Raw genomic sequence first — 18,205 nt, forward strand, 5'->3', positions numbered from 1 at the left:
TAAAGTGTTTTGTCGTTTTTTTTTTTACTTTGCTATCAACTAGTGTAAATATTTATTTTTTATGTCAAGTGTGGTTTTCCGCATTATTTTAATCGGAAACCCGCCCTATAAAGTACGGTAAATGTATTGGTAGAATTTAAATAACGAGAGACAAGTGATGTTACTGGGGTAGTTTAGTATATCGACATTAATAAATTTTACTACAAACTATAATAAAAAAGTTCAAAGCTATTGGAGGTTAACATGAAAATTGGTGTAATTGGAGCCGGTGTAATGGGGAAAGGTGTAGCCCAAAGGTTTGCACAATATGGTCATAATGTTGTTTTATATGATATTTCTTCAAATGTTCTTGAAACTGCACGGGAAGAGATAAAAAAGAATTTAAAAATAGCAGGTATGTTTAATAAAACGATAGATGCTGAAAAAATTGTTGCCAATATCGACATTACATCAGGTTATGAAGATTTTGCAGATATGGATTTTATTATTGAAAATGTAGATGAAAATATTAAAACGAAAGAAATCGTTTATAGAAATTTAGAGAAGGTTTGTAAACAAAAATGTATTTACATGGTGAATACTTCATGCATTCCGATTACGCTTATTGGTTCATATACCGATAGAGCTGAAAAAGTGATAGGTGTACATTTTATGAATCCAGTTCCTATGAAAAATTTTGCTGAAGTTATACAGGGATGGAAAACATCTGAAGAGACCGTTCGGCATGTTCGTGAGTTATTAAATAAAGCAGGAATGGAAATTGAAGTAATTAAGGACAGCGCGGGATTTGTATCTAATCGATTATCTCATTTATTTATGAATGAGGCTGCAGCCCTAGTGTATGAGGGAGTGGCAACTGCAGAGCAAATTGACAACATTTTTAAAAATGCTTTTGGTCATAAAATGGGTCCGCTGGAAACAGCTGATTTAATCGGTGTTGATACGGTATTAGATTCATTAAAAGTATTATATACCCATTATGAAGATCCAAAATTTAGAGCCTGTCCCCTTTTAAAACAAATGGTATATGCAGGTTCAACTGGAAGAAAAAGCGGAAAAGGTTTTTATTCTTACTAAAAGAAAGGTGATAATAATGAATACAAAAGAGAAAATTAAAGGGTTTTTATCAAAGTTTATAAAAATTACGGAGATCAATGACACAGACAATATTTTTGAAAAAGGATTAGTTAATTCTTTATTTGCAATGAATCTAGTTAATTTTATTGAAACTGAATTTGATATTTCCATCGATAATATGGAATTAGATTTGGACAATTTTAAAGATATCAATTCAATTGTTGCCTTAGTTGAAAAGAAGTTAGCAATGGAGGAAACAGTATGAGTGGGGAGAAAATAAAATGTGTTGTCTGGGATCTAGATCATACATTATGGGATGGAATTTTAATAGAGAATGACAATTTAACTTTAAAAGAAAATGTAGTTGAAGTAATAAAGGAACTAGATAGAAGAGGAATTTTGCAATCAATAAGCAGTAAAAACAACTATGATATGGCCAAAGAAAAACTTGAAGAATTTGGTTTGTGGGACTATTTTATTTATCCTCAAATTAGCTGGAACAGTAAGTCAGAAGCTGTTGCTCAAATTGCAAAAGACATCAATATTGGTATAGATACTTTGAGTTTTGTAGATGACCAAGAATTTGAACGAGAAGAAGTGTTATTCAGTTATCCAGAAATTTTATGTATCGACGCAAATGATATTGACAAAATCCTAGATATGGAAAGAATGATGCCAAAATTTATAACAAATGATTCGAAAAATAGAAGGAAAATGTACCACAGTGATATTCAAAGAAATAAAGAAGAGCTAGCGTATAGTGGTACGAAAGAAGAATTTTTATCCACGCTTAATATGACTTTCAAAATTGACAAAGCTAAGGAAGACGATCTTCAGAGAGCTGAAGAGCTTACAGTCAGAACACACCAGTTAAATTCCACAGGTTACATTTATTCTTATGATGAATTAAAGAACTTTCTTGAAGCAGATGATTATGAAGTGTATGTTGCACAGCTTGATGATAAATATGGTACTTACGGAAAAATAGGCTTGGCGCTTGTAGAAAAGAAGGCTGACGTTTGGGATTTGAAGCTACTTCTTATGTCATGCAGAGTAATGTCCAAAGGTATTGGTAATATTTTCATGAATTTTCTTATTAATGAATCGATAAAAAATAATAAAACTTTACGAGCACAATTTATTCCAACAGATAAAAATAGAATTATGTACATTACATACAAATTTAACGGCTTTAAAGAGTTAGGTAAAGACGGTGATGTCGTAATATTTGAAGCAGATATGTCATACGAGCGAATTATACCAGACTATGTAACGTTTGTTTATGAAGGGGAGAACGTTGATGGATTTTTCAGTAAAGAAAGAGCAGAAACAATACAGTCAGGAAATCATTGATTTCGCGAGAGAAAATCTTAATGAACGTGAATTTTACGAAGAATTCTCCATGGATATGTGGAAAAAGGTTAGTGAATTTGGATTATTAGGGATAACTGTAGATGAAAAATACGGAGGTCTTGGGGAAAGCTACGAGACTGCGGCAATGGTCTTTGAAAGTCTTGGATATGCATGTAAAAATAATGGATTTATTTTTGTGATTAATAATCATATATGGGTATGTCAAAATTTAATCAATTTATATGGTTCAGATGAATTGAAAGAAAAGTATTTACCACAGATGGTTGAAGGGAAACAAATTGGGGCAATTGCTATTACAGAGCCTGAAGCAGGATCTGATGCATTTGCGATGGTTGCAAATGTAAAGGAAGAAGATGATTGTTTTGTACTTAATGGTACAAAGATGTTTATTTCCAATGGTCCTATCGCTGATATTTTTATTGTTTTCGCTGTTACGGAGGAAGTTCCAGATAAGAAAATCACTGCTTTTGTCGTTGAGCGCAATTTTGAAGGCGTAACGACAGGGAATGATATCGAAAAGATGGGCTTGAATGCATGTCCGACGAGTGAACTTATTTTAGATAATGTAAAAGTGCCAAAGAATAATATATTAGGGAAATTTAACTATGGTAATAATATTCTCACAGGCGCGCTAGAATGGGAAAGATGTTTTGAATTTGCGCCACATATTGGTGTGATGCAACGAATTATGGAACAATGCATCAAACAGGCAAATGGAAGAAAACAGTTTGGAAAGCCAATAGGTTCAAATCAGGCAGTATCTCATAAAATTGCCGAAATGGAAGTAAATATAGAAATGGCGAAATTAATGTTATATAAAATCGCATGGTTAAAAGATCAAAAAAAATCTGCTTACCTTGAAACTTCTATTTTTAAACTTTTTGTAAGTGAAAATTACATAAAAACGTGTAGAGATGCAATGCAAATTTTTGGTGCATATGGATATACAAAAGAGTATGAAATGGAACGAGAGCTAAGGGATGCCCTGGCAAGCAGTATTTATTCAGGCACAAATGAAATGCAAAAAAATACAATTTATAATATGGCCAATGCAAGATATATGTGATAAGGAGTGCTCATGAAAGTTGTAGTATGTTTAAAACCAATCAAAGCTGAAGAGATGTTTCCAAATGAATTACGAACAGAGGACTTTATTATAAATCCATATGACTTATATGCATTACAACAATTTATAGAATTAAAAAAATCGATTGATTGCACAATTATCTGTCTTTGTATGGGTAATCACAGTACAAAAGGATTGCTTCAAAAGGCTATTGCTTTAGGAGCAGATAAAGCCATTCTATTAAATGATGAGCTATTCGAAGGTTCGGATACAGTCGCTACTTCATACATTTTAGTACAGGCAATCAAAAAAATAGAAGATGTGGATTTTGTAGCATGTGGAAGACGAAGTAGTGATGGAGAAGTTGGACAAGCAGTATATGGCATAGGAGAACGTCTTAACTATTATTGTTTAACTGATATAGCTGAGATTTTAGGGAATGAGGCTTCAGCAATTCAGCTAAAACAAATAAAAGACACTGAAACAATTATTGGGAGATTGAAACCACCCGCTGTTATTTCTTTTTACGATTATGTAGTTACGCAGCCTTTAATCAATTTACTAGCATTAAAAAAAGCAAGAAAAAAAGAGATTCTTGTATGGAATGCTACTGATTTAGCTGTTGATGTAGAAAAGTGTGGTTTTGCTAGTGTAAAGGTGAAAGAATGGCATGTTCAAAAAGAAGCAAAACAGAAAAAGCTATATATAGAAGAAACGGCACAAGAAAAAGCGGCTTTAATCTATAACTTAGTAACAGATAAGGCACACAATAGTAAACGATAACCTGCATGAAGGATGAACGTTGAATGGAAAAAGAAATTGTTATCATATGTGATTTTCAAGAATACGACGATGAAAATATATTACAGGTCATCACAAAAGCTAGTAGTCTCAGTAATCAATGCAACTATAAGGTAACAGTATTATGTGTTGGACATAAGGATAGTGAGCAACTTGATAAGTTCTTTCAATATGGAGCAGACAATATAGTGATCTGTAGACAAAACGAGCCATTTGATATGACATATTTTACAAATATAATCTCAAATATGATAAAGACACGCATCCCAAAAGTCATATTGGTTCCGGAATCTAGCAATGGAAAAATAACGGCATCGATATTATCTGCCAGATTTGAGGTCGGGCTTATAGCAGGTTGTACTGATATTCAATTTGATGAAAATAACGAACTGTCTTTTTTGAGAACTGCCTTTAATAGTGTGACAATTGCCAAAAACAATTGTTCTAATGGCGAATTTATCATCGCAACTGTGAAAAAAGACATCTTTGCAAAACAAATGAAGGCTGGGCAATGTAGTGGAATGATAGAGGAAGTTACATACGATGATGATATGGAGAAGTTGTCCAATTCATGGGGTGTTCTAGAGCGAATAGAAAAGTTCGAAAAGAAAGAGATGAACAATTTAAATAAAGTTTTTTGTATTGGTAGAGGAGTTAAAAATCAAGATACTTTTGAAAAAATTTGCCAAATTGCAAATAAACTACATGTTGGAATAGTTGGAACCCGAGCAGTCGTTGAAGCGGGATATATTGAAAAAGAGAGAATGATTGGTCAGTCTGGGAAAATGCTGGCTTCACCTATTTATGTAGGATTCGGTGTATCGGGCGCTAGCCAACATATGATTGGCGTTAAAAATGCTGAAATAATCGTTGCCATCAATAAAGATAAAAATGCACCCATATTCGAATATGCGGATTACGCTATCGTAGATGATGTGGAGGCAGTACTGGCTGAATTAGAAAAAATGGCTGAAGGATAGGTACAAGAGATGTACTTAGCGTTTTATAAGACATAAAAAGCTTTTAGAAGGTTTGATAGGGGAGGGAATGGAATGAAAAAAACAGATGATATATTAGGAGCACTAAAAAAACTTAGTAAAACAGATAAAGGAATTACAATTGTCCTTTCAAAAGAGGATAAAAAATTTATTTCATACAGAGAACTATGGAATAGAAGTTTTTATGTTTCTGAAATATTTAAAAAGCAAGGTGTTAGCAGAAATGCAGAAGTCATTATTCGGTGTGAAAATCTAGAGCTCTTTTTATATTCATTTTGGGCGTGTGCAATAGGAGGCTATATCGCTGTTCCGATTGATGCAAGTAAAAATAGTAATGTCGATAGTCTTTTAACACATGTATTGGAAAAGTCGGTTCATCCAATTATCGTCAGTGATAGTGAACAGGATAAGGACAAAGGGAAAGTGCTATGCCTTCAGGACTTCTATACTGAGATTTTAAAGTGTCCGAATAATCTGAATGTAGAGTATCAAACTTCACCAGAAGATATCCTATATATTTTATATTCTTCTGGAACAACGGGCACGCCAAAAGGGGTAATGATTAGCAAATCCAATGTGGCTGCTAACGTATATGGCTTTGTTAAACATTATGCAATAGATGAAAATGATAAGTTTTTATCATGGACACCATTAACACATTGTTATGGTTTAGTCATATTCCACCTTGTACCATTAATGGCGGGCGCAGATCAATGCCTGCTTTCTACTAAATTGTACATGAATCAGCCGTTAATTTGGGCGGAAACCATTAATGAATATCGCGCAACTAGAATTGGTTCACTGCCATTCGCATTGAAGCATTTTAATAATGTTTATATGAATTCGGAGAAAAACTTTAAATGGGATTTGTCCTGTGTAGATAGCATGTTTTTAGGTGGGGAGTCGGTTAGTCAAGCATTATACAAAGAATTCTGTAACGAAGTAAATGCTTATGGGTTTTCTATAGATAAGGTTTATCCGCTATATGGATTGACTGAAGCGACAATTATGTTAACCGCAAATAGATTAGGAAAGCATGCTAGAACATTCGAAATTACAAACGATAAGCTTGTGATTGGTGACAAAGTGCAGTGTAGGGAATTAGCGGATGGCGAAACAGCAGATAATGTATTTCTTGAAATGGGTACGCCTTTGGAAACTGTACAACTTAGTATCCGCGATGATAACTTCCAAGAGCTCCCAGAAGGGCGTTTAGGACAAATTTGTGCAAGTGGTCCTTGTATTACAGCAGGTTATTATCAAGATTCAGAAGCGACCGATAAAGTATTTTTTGAAGAGAAATGGTTATGTACAGGGGATATAGGATTTATTCAAGATAACAATCTTATCATTATTGGAAGAGAAAAAGAACTTGTTGTAGCCAACGGGAAAAAAGTCTCGTGCGCACAGATTGAAGAACTAATAAATAAACATTTGCATAATACAAAGCACCAACAGTGTGCAGTATGCAATGGAACAAAGCAGGAAAATGACAATGAGAAAGTGATTGTTTTTATAAAAACACAAATGGACTTTGAAAATAACAAGGATATAGAAGAATTTAAGGACTTTAAAAACGACATTATTTCAATGGTTTTTGAAAAAATGGGACTGACTATTAGTGAGGTAGTACCCGTTGAAGATATTCCTAAAACAAACAGTGGCAAAGCATTTCGACGTGGGTTAACTGAAAAATATAATGCTGGCACATATGAAACAATACTAAATAACTTGAATTATAGTAAGAAAAGCCAAATGGTTAATACTGAAAAAACGAGATACTCTCGAAATTCTATTGCGAAGAAAATTGTGACATATATTGAGAGTCGTTTCGATGTAAAAGTATTAGCGCATGACATTCCTTTTTCTGAATATGGCATTGTATCTATTAATATCCCATCGTTTATTGAAAATTTAAATAAAGAATTTAACGTAAATATTCTTGTTGCTGATATTTTTAAGTATTTCACTATATATGATTTGTCTGAACATATTTATTCACTTGTTAATTTAGAAGAGAAGCAAAGGAGTCTAGGGAACATGAACGAAGAGCAGCATATGCAAGATAAAATAGCAATCGTTGGAATGAGTTGTCGCTTTCCAGGTGGTGCTAATAGTATTGATGAGTACTGGAATTTGCTTGTAAATGGAGTAGATGGCGTATGTGATGTTCCTGAAAATAGATGGGAAATTGAAAAGTATTATGATGAAGATAAAACCGTTCCGGGAAAAATGTATTGCAAAAAGGGTGGTTTTTTAAATATCAATATTGATGAATTTGATGCAGGATTTTTCAATATATCTCCAAAAGAAGCAGCTGCCCTTGATCCCCAACAAAGAATGCTATTAGAGCTCACATGGGAAGCTTTTGAAAATGCAAATATGGATATCACTAAATACAACGGATCGAACACCGGCGTATATGTAGGCATGTCTAATAATGAATACAATCTAGCGCAATTATATTCAGGAGAATTATCAACTATTGGTGCATATGCTCTGACAGGAAGCTGTATGAGTACTGCATGTGGAAGGGTATCTTATACGTTTGGATTTGAAGGACCATGTATTACAGTTGATACCGCATGCTCGTCCACGCTTTCGGCGTTGCATTTAGCCTGTACCGCAATGCAGGCCGGAGAAGCCGATATGCAAATTGTAGCTGGCGTTAACTTAATGGAATCTCCAACGACTAATATCGGTTTTTCGAAACTGCAAGCGACATCAGTAGATGGTCATAGTAAAGCATTTGATGAAGCGGCAAATGGTTATGGGCGTGGAGAAGGCGGTGGCGTCCTTATACTGAAAAAATTATCTGACGCTATTAAAGATCAAGATGAAATTCTAGGTATTATCAGAGGAACTGGAATTAATCAGGATGGTAAGAGTAACGGCCTAACTGCACCAAATGGGGAAGCGCAAGAAAAATTGATTGAAAAAACTTTGATGCATGCCAGTATGGATCCTCATGATGTTGATTTTGTAGAAATGCATGGAACAGGCACAAAACTTGGAGATCCAATCGAAGTTCATGCAGTTGGTGCAACTTACGGAAAGAACAGAAGTAAAAATAATCTATTAAAGATAGGTTCTGTAAAATCTAATATTGGTCATTTGGAGGCTGCTGCAGGGGTAGCATCAATAATTAAAGTTTTATTATCCATGAAGCATAATATGATTCCTGCAAATCTTCACTTCCATACACCGAATCCGTTTATTGACTGGGAAGGTGCAAATGTAGAAGTGATAAGCGAACATGCATCGTGGAAAAAAGAGGATGGCTTAAGAGCTGCAGCTATTAATGGCTTTGGATTTGGTGGGTCAAATGCCCATACGATTATCGAAGAATACAAAAATGAGGATTTCGGTAAAAACGAAACAAACATCCAAGATGGCATAGATTATATACTTAAAATTTCAGCAAAAAGCAAGAAATCATTAAATGAACTAATTGAACAGTACTATAATTTGATAGCAAATAGTTTGGACAATGAATTAGAAGATATTATTTATACAGCCAATCTAGGAAGAGCGGATTTAGAATACCGATTTGCTGTATGTGGCAGTAACAGAAAAATGATTGCTGAGAGACTAGAAAGCTATCTAAAAGATGGGTATGCAGAAGGGGTCTTTGAAAATATAGATAAGCACCAGTTGATGCAAAAAGATAGAAAAGTTGTCTTTATGTTTACTGGACAAGGCTCACAGTATCTCAATATGGGGAAACTACTCTATGATTCTAATGCTGTCTTTAAACAGGCATTTGACACTTGTGATCGATTGTTTAAACCGTATTTATTAAAATCCATTGCCGATTTAATATATGGGGAAAATGCAGAGGAACAAGTGATTGAAAAAACGGTTTATGCGCAACCATTAATCTTTGCGGTGGAATATGCTTTATACAAACTGTGGGAGAGCTATGGTGTTAAACCAGAGGTAGTGATGGGACATAGCATTGGTGAATATCCAGCAGCAGTTGTAGCAGGGATTATGACACTGGAAGATGCTATTAAACTAGTTTCAATAAGAGGAAGACTGATGGATGCTGCACCTGGAAAAGGTAAGATGGCAACTGTTTTTGCAGATAAAGCGAAAGTACAAAAACTTCTTACTGGATTCCAAGAGACGGTATGTATTGCGGCACACAATGCTGAAGAAACTTGTGTAATTTCTGGAATGGCGGAAGATATAGAAAAAGTGGTTGAGAAGGCAAAGATGGAAGGCATGCGTGTACAAGAATTAAAGGTATCTCATGCTTTTCACTCTATGCTAATGGAGCCAATATTAGACGACTTCCATTTAATAGCAAAAGAATTGGATTATAAAGAATCTAAGGTAAAATTTGTTTCGTCGCTCTACGCCAAAGAATTAGAAGAAGGTCAAATTCTTGATGGCGACTATTGGACTAGTCATATTAGAGAAAAAGTTGACTTCTTTGGAGCGGTTACAAGCATTGATAAAAAAGAAAACTATTTATTGCTAGAAGTAGGAAGTAATAGAGTGTTGGCAGCACTTTGTAAATTAATTTTTGAAGATGAAAGAGTCATTGCATCTACTTTAAACATGAAGAAGGAAGATAAAGTACAACTGGCAAATGAAATTGCATTGCTTTATGTAACGGGTGTAGATGTGGATTGGAGCAATATTACGTTCGCTGGTAAAACGAATTGGAACAAAGTAAAACTTCCTAACTATCCATATGAGAAGAACAAATATTGGATGGATTTGAAATACGATAGAGCATCAGAGAGTATCAATGCTGAAGATTATCATAATATTCTAGGCCAAAGAATTGATCTTCCATCAATGAGTGACGCTGTAGTATTCCAAAGGAAATTTACTGCATTGGAACCTTACTTTATGAGAGAACATGTAATTTTCAAAACAGCTATTTCTCCAGCAGCAGCCCATATGGCCATGATACTTTCGGCTGTGAAAGAAATTGGAAATGCTAAAAGTTGCGTGTTAAGTAAAGTAGATTTCAGGGTACCATTAGCTGCAACAGATGATGAAGAAAAACAGGTGCAAATTTGTTTAGAAAAAGAAGACAATGATTACAAATTTAATATTGTCAGTAGAGATTTTAACTCTAAATATGATAAATGGCTAATGCATGCTAAAGGCAATGTATGTATGCAAGATGAATATGAGTTTTCAGAAATGACAGCAAATATGGATGATTATAAACGCCTGTCCTATGAAGAAAATATTGAAAATAGTATCTACTATTTTATGAGTAAATCTGGTTTTGAATTAGGAGAAGGTTTCCAACGGATTAAGCGTATTAGCTACGGAGAAGATGAATGTGTCTGTGTGGTAGAGCCTTTAAAAACCATTCCATACTTTAAAGATTATGTACTCTACCCAGGAACAATTGACTCCATATTCCAAACAGGTATTGCCTTAGTTTTAGAAAAATTAAAAGAACGTACAAATGTTAATGAAGATGGCAATAAAACAGTTATTCCATACTATTTAGAGAAATTGACGTTTAACTATCGAGAATCCGATCAGTTATGGTGTTATTCAAAATCAACTGTAAAAAATGATATTACGTATGCGGACGTTATTGTATATAACGAAAAAGGCGAAGTATTAATGAAAATAGATAACCTCATGGCTAAAATTACAGAAAGCGAAAGTTTATTACAAGAAATGAGTAGTGCAAACAGATGCCATTAGAAAATTAGAGGAGTTGCCAGTCAATAAACAGTACCTTCTGATTGCAGATGAGGCAATTGCGGCAGCAAGTTTAAAAGAAAATATGGAGAAACACCATTTAAACACAATATGTGTACTACATGGAGATGAATTCCTAAAGAAAAATACCCATGATTATACGATCAATCAGGACAATAAAGAAGAGTGGTCGAAGCTTCTTGCAGATGTATGCAAAGACAGCGGGAAGAAAAACTTAAATATTATTTATTGTACTACTAAGGATAGTGTTCCGAATCTAGCGAATAATAAGGTGAATTATAGAGCAATTAAAGCATTACACTATTTGGTTCAAGTTATGAATGAAGAGGGTTACACACAAGGTAGCAAAATTAAAATCGTGACCAAAGATGTGCAAAAGCTTCGTCATGAGAAAAAACTAAATTTATCAGGATCAATGGTCTGGGGATTAGCAAAAGTAATGAGTATAGAATATCCTGAAATTTTTGGTGGCATCATTGATACGGATGAAATAACTTTCTATGAAAATAGTGATTTTATCCATGAAGTATTAGGGGATAGTGTACAGGAAGTTTGCTTCAGAGAAAACGAACGTTATGTAGGAAGATTAATTGCTCATGCGGATTATTTGAAAAAAGGGTTAGAAAAAAATAAGAAAATTGTATTAAAAGAAGAAGCTTCTTATTTAATTACAGGTGGAACAGGAGCATTGGGTCTTGCTTATGCTGAACAACTTGTAAATGCAGGTGCTAAAAACCTTATTTTAATAAGCAGACGTGAACCAAGTGAACATGCCAAAGTAGCGATTCAAAAATTGATAGACAAAGCAGTGCAAGTAAAGATTGTCCATGCGGATGTATGTAATGATGAAAGTCTGATAAAAGCGCTGGATGACATTCAATTTACGATGCCTCCTATTAGAGGCGTCGTTCATGCAGCAGGTGTGTTAAACGATAAGATGTTGATTGACCTCAATTGGGAGGATTTTGAAAAGGTTATGAATCCAAAAGTTGTTGGAACGCTTAATGTTTTCAATGCAATTGACAAGGAAACATTGGATTTCTTCATGATGCTTTCCTCTATCACGAGTGTTATTGGAAATATGGGACAAGGCAACTATGCTGCTGCCAATCATTTTATGAATTCATTTGCAACATATATGAACATGAACAAGCTTCCTGGTTATACTTTCTGCTGGGGACCATGGAATGAAAGTGGGATGGCAGCAGATAATGATGCGATATCGAGTACGATGGCAAGAATGGGTATGAAAACTTTTTCAAAAGGCCAGGGACAAAGCATTATTAATGATTTTATGGATCAACCATATGAGAATCTGGTAATTGCCGATATAGAATGGAATACCCTAGTAAAATCTTTGGAAACTGCAGCAGGCAAGACAGAATTCCTATCCAAATTAGTGTCTGAAAAGGACCTACATGTGGATATAGTTCAAGATGAAAAGGACAATTTCTTGGAAACGCTTATGAGTTTATCAGGTGAAGGCCAAAATGAACTCCTAATTGAAAAACTGCAAAGTATTTGCGGGAAAATTATGGGCTTTGATCATAACCAAGTACTATCCATAGATAAAGCATTCCAAGAACAAGGTGCAGATTCTTTAATGATATTCTCTATGCGAACAGCGATTAATAAATTGCTAGGTATCGATGTCAATGTCTCTGTATTTTTCAATTATCCAACCATCGTAAAACTTTCTGATTATTTATTAAGTGAAGTTCTAATTCTTGAAAATGAAAATATGGGTGAATTAGAAGAACAATCCGAAAACATAGATGACTTATTATCTGAAATTGATAAGTTAACGATATAGTCAGAGGTGTTATATATGAACAATGACATTGAAAATAAATATAAAGAGGCCTTATTAAAGGCTGCTAAAAAAATCAAAGAACTAGATTTAGAATTGAAAAAATCAAAAGAGGAAAATGAAATTGCAATAATTGGCTATAATTGTAGATTTCCAGGCGGTGCAAATAACAGCAGTTTATTCTGGGACAAATTATCACAAGGATATGATGCTGTTACTAATATCAAACCTGAAAGATTCCCTGTTGAAGCGTTTTTCAGTGAAGATAGGCAAGATAAGGGAAAAATGTATACGCGTTATGGTTCCTTTATAGATCAAGATATTAAGACATTTGATAATGTGCATTTTGAAATTTCTGCACTAGAGGCAGTATCTGTCGATCCCCAGCAAAAACTTCTATTGGAAGTAAGCTGGGAGGCAATGGAGAATGCTGGTCTGAATATCGAAGAGATGAAGGGCAGTAAAACAGGCGTATTTATAGGAATCGACGCAGTTGACTATGTAAACAGAGAAATGATGTCAGGGGATATAAAAGATATTGGTTTATATTCACTTGTTGGAGCATCCTCTCATTCTGCTGCAGGTAGAATATCTTATTTTTATGATTTTAAAGGACCAGCAGTAAGTTTAAGTACTGCATGTTCATCGTCATTAACGGCGATGAACATGGCAGTAGACAGCCTAAAAAGTGGTCAATGTGATGTAGCCATTGTTGGAGGGATAAATCTGCTGCTAAATCCAGAGCCCTATGTGGGACTATCTCAAAACAGTGGTTTATCACCAGATGGACGTTGTAAAACTTTTGATGCATCCGCTGATGGATTTGGCCGAGGCGAAGGCTGTGGAATTATCATATTAAAAAGATTAAGTGATGCTAAAAGAGATAACAACAGTATAGAGGCATTAGTAAAAGGGATATATGTCGGACAAGATGGTAAATCCAATGGCTTCTTTGCACCAAATGGGCTGGCAGAGCAAAGAGTGATTGCAGAAACGTTGAAAAGGACAGGGCTAGATGTAGACGATATTGATTATATTGAAGCTCATGGGACAGGAACTTCTCTTGGTGACTTTATTGAAGCACAGGCAATTTGTGAGGTGTTTAAAAACAGAAAAGCACCCATAAAGGTTGGTTCTGTAAAGTCGAATATTGGTCATCTAGAGGCGGCATCTGGGATGGCAAGTATGATCAAGGTATTACTTTCCTTAAAACATAAACAGCTTTTGCCAAGTATCCATTTTAAAAATCCAAACCCCAATATTGATTGGGATAAAATTCAAGTAGTCGATAGGCTCTCGGAATGGGAAAGTAATGGGAAAAAAAGACGAGCGGGTATTAGTGCGTATGGCATTAGTGGAACATTAGCTCATTTAATACTAGAAGAAGCAGAGCACGAAGAAAATACACCACAAACTGAAAAAAGTAATCTACCTGAAAGTATGCTAACGATTTCAACAAAGAACAAAAATGTGTTAGTAAAAGCAATTTCTCAAATAAGAGATTACCTTAGCGTTTCCACAGAACTACTTAGTGATATTGCCTATTCAACAAATATTACAAGAGATAAACATGAATACAGGTTCGCAATAGTTGGTAACAATAAAGAGCAAATTATTGAAGAAATAGATCATGTGCTCAAAAATGAAGATTCACTGGCATACTACATTGGACAAGCAGAAAGTAAAAAGAAAAAAATTGCATTTTTATTTACAGGACAAGGCTCCATCTACAAAGATGCAGCAAGAGAATTTTATGAAAATTCGCAAGCGTATAGAGAAACCTTCGATCTTTGTGATAATCGATTTAAGGAGCTCCTAGGCATTTCTATCAAAGACACTTTGTTTGGAGCAAACGAAGAACTATTAACAAATGCGCTTTATTCGCAACCAATTATATTCTCGTTGGAATACGCTTTAACGAAAATCTGGGATTCATTCAATATAAAAGCAGATTATGTGATTGGGCATAGTGTTGGCGAGTATGCCGCAGCATGTTATGTCGGCATGCTAAGTTTTGAAGATGCTACGAACATGATTGCGATGCGAAGTAGACTTATGGTTAGTGTGACACCGAATGGCAAAATGGTGGGCGTGTTAGTAGATGAATTGACGATGAAGGAAGCAATATTGGAAAGCGGATGTAAAAATGTATCAATAGCTGCTGTTAATGCACCTAAAAATATTACAGTATCTGGTCTAAGTGAAGAAGTTGATATGGTAATTAATCAATTACATAAAAAGGTCAGAGCTTTTGTTACCGATTTAAATATTCCATATCCTTATCATTCAACTGCAATGGAAGAATATAAAGAAATATATGGGGAAAGTTTAGCGCATGTTGTTTGCAATAAAACGCCAAAATCAATTATTTCAAGTGTAACAGGAAAGCTAGAGGACGTCGGTACATTTGAAAATAAAGGGTATTGGACAGAACATCTTGAAAAAACGGTTCATTTTATGAAAGCGATGCAGGAAGTAGATAAATTAGGCGTTTCCACATTTATTGAAATTGGTGGTAATGCAACTTTATGTGGCTTAGCAGGCCAATGTTTGCAAAATGACAATGCCATTTTTGTTCCATCACTTAGAAAAGGAATAGGCGATTATAAGCAGTTGTTGGAATCTTTGAAATCTTTATATCTTAATGGGATGAAAATTGATTGGAATAGCTTCTATAAAAATTACAATAAAAAGAAAATTATTTTACCTAACTATCCTTTTGAGAGAAAGACCTTGTGGAAAAACAAAGCAACTTCTGTAGCAGATACAAGCTATGTGAATTTGGAACAGTTATTGGAAAAACAAAATGAGCAACTAATGTTACAGAAACAGCTTCTTGAAAATATTTTTAAATAAACAGCAAGAAAGGAGTAAAAAAATGAAGAATCTAGTTCTAGATGAAACAAAAACGATGATCGTAATAGAAGAATTAAAAGAAATTGTTCATATTATATCCGCCATGGAAAAAGAAGAAATAGATGAAAAGAAGAGATTAATTTCCTATGGTCTTGATTCAATCCTTCTCCTAACACTTGCCAAGCAAATCCATGCAAAGTACAAGGTAGAAATTCCTTTAGATGTATTTTTTACAACTTTAAATACGTTACAACTAATTGCAGATTACATTGCAGAAAATGGCATTGTGGAGGCTGAACAACAAGAGGAAACGTATGAAGAAGTAATGGATGTTATTGACGCGCTACCTGAAGAACTTAACAACTCTACAAACGAAGTCACTTATCATAGTGTAGGAAAATTAGATATGGATATGATGGTGCAAGTATTTAACAACCAATATGATGTTATGACAAAACAAAATGAGATTTTAAAAGTAATTGCCAGTACAACGAAAGCACAAAATAATGGCCAGAAAACAAAGGGTGTGCAAAAGGAAGTCAGTTCGGCAATAGCCCCGGCAAAATCCGATGATTATTACAAGCCTTATAAAAAGCTAGATTTTAACAAAGAAGATGAAGTAGATGAACTTCAATTAAAATACATTAAAAATATAGAACAACGCATTAATATTTTTACTAAAAATTCAAAGGATAGAACCCAACAATATAGAAATATATATGCGAGTAATCGAAACTCTGCGGGCTTTAGACCTTTATATAAAGAAATGCTCTATCAAATTATTGCGGAAGAAGGCCAAGGTTCTAAGATAATAGATATTGATGGCAATACAATGATTGATCTGACGATGGGCTTTGGGGTCTTAATGTTTGGACATAGCCCAGAATTTGTTAGAAAAGCATTGAGAAATGAACTTGAAAAGGGAATGCCTGTTGGTCCAATGGGCAGGCTTACTGGACGAGTAGCCCAAAATATTTCCGAGTTAGCGGGAGTAGACAGAGTATTTTTCTGTAATTCTGGAACAGAAGCAAATATGTTTGCAGTTAGAGTAGCAAGAGCTGTTACAGGTAAAAAGAAAATCGTCTGTTTTACAGGAGCTTTTCATGGAACTTACGATGGATTTTTAGGAATGCCGAATTATTTAGATGATTCAAATCATACAACTACTTCATTAGTACCGGGAATTACTGATAGTGCAGTGCAAGACGTTGTGATGTTGGATTTTAACTCCGAATCTTCTTTGCAATATATCGAACAACATTGTGATACGATTGCGGCCGTTATAACGGAACCAATCCAAAGCCGAAGACCAGATATTCAACCGAAGGATTTCCTGTTGAAATTAAGACAAGTGACACAAGACAATAACGTTGCCTTAATTTTTGATGAAATTATTACAGGTTTCCGAATTGCTAGTGGTGGAGCACAAGAATACTTTGGTGTGGAAGCTGACATTGTAACGTATGGAAAAGTTATTGGTGGCGGAATGCCAATAGGTGTTTTAGCGGGTAAGAAGAAATATTTAGATAGTATAGATGGTGGCATGTGGAACTTCGGAGACGACTCTGTTCCTCCTAATGAAGACAAAAGAACATTTGTTGCAGGTACTTTCTGTCATCATCCGATGGCGATGGCAGCTACGAATGCAGTGCTCGAATATATAAAGGAAAATAAGCACACTATTTATCAAACATTAAATCTAAAAACTACTGAATTTGTCAACGAATTAAATCAATTCTTTGAACGTGAACACGTAGATATTCGTATCAATCAGTTTGGTTCATTATTTAGATTTACCGTAAATTTAGAAAAAGAAATATTCTACTATGGTTTGTTAGAAAAAGGTATCTATATTTGGGAAGGACGTAATTGTTTCTTATCTACAGAGCATTCCAAAGAAGATATCGAATACGTTATAGAGGCTGTCAAGAAAACTGTATATGAAATGAAAGAAGCCAATTTTTTTAATCAATAAACAAGATTGGACAGAAAATAGATTTATATAAATAGGAGATAAAAATATGTTCTTTTTAGTGTTATGGGGATTAGGAATTGTTACAGCTGTTATCGACTTATATATGAAGGGATTTCCGTCTGACCCTCAATTGATCTGCTCGGTAATTTTACTTCATCAGTTCGTAGTAACATTTGGACTTTTAGGTATTACAGGATTATTAAGTAATATGATTTTTGCAAAACAAAATGCCAAAATGGTCGGTTGGCCAGGTGGGCCGTTCCAGATAAAATACGGGTTTTCACAATTGGGTCTAGGTGTTATGGGCGTTATGTGTATTTGGTTTAGAGATGGGTTCTGGTTAGGAACAATCGTAGCTATGTATATATATGGAATTAGTGGTCTTTGGTCACACTGGAATGTTATGAAAATGAATAAAAAGGCAGACGCGGACAGCATTGCAAATATCATAATGGATATTGCATATCAGACCTTTATAACCGTATTATCTATTGTTATTGGTGGAATATGGGTAATTGGCTAAAAACATAAAAATCCATTTTAGG

The 18,205-nt window shown here is 34.6% G+C and carries 11 protein-coding genes; all 11 read left to right on the forward strand.

Annotated elements, in window-relative coordinates; translation table 11 throughout:
* The first annotated feature begins 243 nt into the window (after positions 1–243).
* The 11 genes from I5435_RS05795 (at position 244) to I5435_RS05845 (ending at position 18,183) form a co-directional block, all read left to right on the forward strand.
* Complete coding sequence (locus I5435_RS05795; RefSeq protein WP_337983383.1) at positions 244–1,077, forward strand: 3-hydroxyacyl-CoA dehydrogenase family protein; 834 nt, start codon at positions 244–246, stop codon at positions 1,075–1,077.
* Between the two features lie 16 nt (positions 1,078–1,093).
* The gene (locus I5435_RS05800) at positions 1,094–1,342 is read left to right on the forward strand and encodes an acyl carrier protein (RefSeq protein WP_025218865.1); all 249 of its coding nucleotides are present in this window, start codon (positions 1,094–1,096) and stop codon (positions 1,340–1,342) included.
* Positions 1,339–2,430, forward strand: a complete 1,092-nt coding sequence (locus I5435_RS05805; protein ID WP_024361552.1) for an HAD-IIIC family phosphatase — start codon at positions 1,339–1,341, stop codon at positions 2,428–2,430. Before I5435_RS05800 ends, I5435_RS05805 begins: the two co-directional genes overlap by 4 nt.
* A complete protein-coding gene (locus I5435_RS05810) occupies positions 2,378–3,517 on the forward strand; it encodes an acyl-CoA dehydrogenase family protein (RefSeq protein ID WP_108029583.1) in 1,140 nt (379 codons plus the stop codon). The genes I5435_RS05805 and I5435_RS05810 overlap by 53 nt, the downstream gene beginning before the upstream one ends.
* 12 nt (positions 3,518–3,529) lie before the next feature.
* The gene (locus I5435_RS05815) at positions 3,530–4,300 is read left to right on the forward strand and encodes an electron transfer flavoprotein subunit beta/FixA family protein (RefSeq protein WP_337983384.1); all 771 of its coding nucleotides are present in this window, start codon (positions 3,530–3,532) and stop codon (positions 4,298–4,300) included.
* A 23-nt stretch (positions 4,301–4,323) separates the two neighbouring features.
* Positions 4,324–5,298, forward strand: a complete 975-nt coding sequence (locus I5435_RS05820; protein ID WP_258841945.1) for an electron transfer flavoprotein subunit alpha/FixB family protein — start codon at positions 4,324–4,326, stop codon at positions 5,296–5,298.
* Positions 5,299–5,370: 72 nt separating this feature from the next.
* Entirely contained in the window at positions 5,371–11,001 is a 5,631-nt protein-coding gene (locus tag I5435_RS05825) for a beta-ketoacyl synthase N-terminal-like domain-containing protein (RefSeq protein ID WP_337983385.1), read from the forward strand.
* The gene (locus tag I5435_RS05830; protein WP_337983386.1) at positions 10,982–12,832 is read left to right on the forward strand and encodes a beta-ketoacyl reductase; all 1,851 of its coding nucleotides are present in this window, start codon (positions 10,982–10,984) and stop codon (positions 12,830–12,832) included. The genes I5435_RS05825 and I5435_RS05830 overlap by 20 nt, the downstream gene beginning before the upstream one ends.
* A gap of 15 nt (positions 12,833–12,847) precedes the next feature.
* Positions 12,848–15,685 (forward strand): type I polyketide synthase, encoded by a 2,838-nt coding sequence (locus I5435_RS05835; protein WP_024361547.1) that lies wholly within the window; start codon positions 12,848–12,850, stop codon positions 15,683–15,685.
* A 22-nt stretch (positions 15,686–15,707) separates the two neighbouring features.
* Positions 15,708–17,660, forward strand: a complete 1,953-nt coding sequence (locus I5435_RS05840; protein WP_105928919.1) for an aminotransferase class III-fold pyridoxal phosphate-dependent enzyme — start codon at positions 15,708–15,710, stop codon at positions 17,658–17,660.
* Positions 17,661–17,706: 46 nt separating this feature from the next.
* On the forward strand, positions 17,707–18,183 hold the full coding sequence (locus tag I5435_RS05845) for a DUF6790 family protein (RefSeq protein ID WP_024361545.1): 477 nt from the start codon (positions 17,707–17,709) through the stop codon (positions 18,181–18,183).
* Positions 18,184–18,205: the final 22 nt, after the last annotated feature.

It is taken from the genome of Lysinibacillus sp. C5.1 (assembly GCF_016350185.1).
GTDB lineage: Bacteria > Bacillota > Bacilli > Bacillales_A > Planococcaceae > Lysinibacillus > Lysinibacillus sphaericus.

What these genes read in the sequence shown, in the direction of transcription:
- I5435_RS05795 (WP_337983383.1), top strand. Translation starts at nt 244, where the DNA reads ATGAAAATTGGTGTAATTGGAGCCGGTGTAATGGGGAAAGGTGTAGCC.
- I5435_RS05800 (WP_025218865.1), top strand. Translation starts at nt 1,094, where the DNA reads ATGAATACAAAAGAGAAAATTAAAGGGTTTTTATCAAAGTTTATAAAA.
- I5435_RS05805 (WP_024361552.1), top strand. Translation starts at nt 1,339, where the DNA reads ATGAGTGGGGAGAAAATAAAATGTGTTGTCTGGGATCTAGATCATACA.
- I5435_RS05810 (WP_108029583.1), top strand. Translation starts at nt 2,378, where the DNA reads ATGGATTTTTCAGTAAAGAAAGAGCAGAAACAATACAGTCAGGAAATC.
- I5435_RS05815 (WP_337983384.1), top strand. Translation starts at nt 3,530, where the DNA reads ATGAAAGTTGTAGTATGTTTAAAACCAATCAAAGCTGAAGAGATGTTT.
- I5435_RS05820 (WP_258841945.1), top strand. Translation starts at nt 4,324, where the DNA reads ATGGAAAAAGAAATTGTTATCATATGTGATTTTCAAGAATACGACGAT.
- I5435_RS05825 (WP_337983385.1), top strand. Translation starts at nt 5,371, where the DNA reads ATGAAAAAAACAGATGATATATTAGGAGCACTAAAAAAACTTAGTAAA.
- I5435_RS05835 (WP_024361547.1), top strand. Translation starts at nt 12,848, where the DNA reads ATGAACAATGACATTGAAAATAAATATAAAGAGGCCTTATTAAAGGCT.
- I5435_RS05840 (WP_105928919.1), top strand. Translation starts at nt 15,708, where the DNA reads ATGAAGAATCTAGTTCTAGATGAAACAAAAACGATGATCGTAATAGAA.
- I5435_RS05845 (WP_024361545.1), top strand. Translation starts at nt 17,707, where the DNA reads ATGTTCTTTTTAGTGTTATGGGGATTAGGAATTGTTACAGCTGTTATC.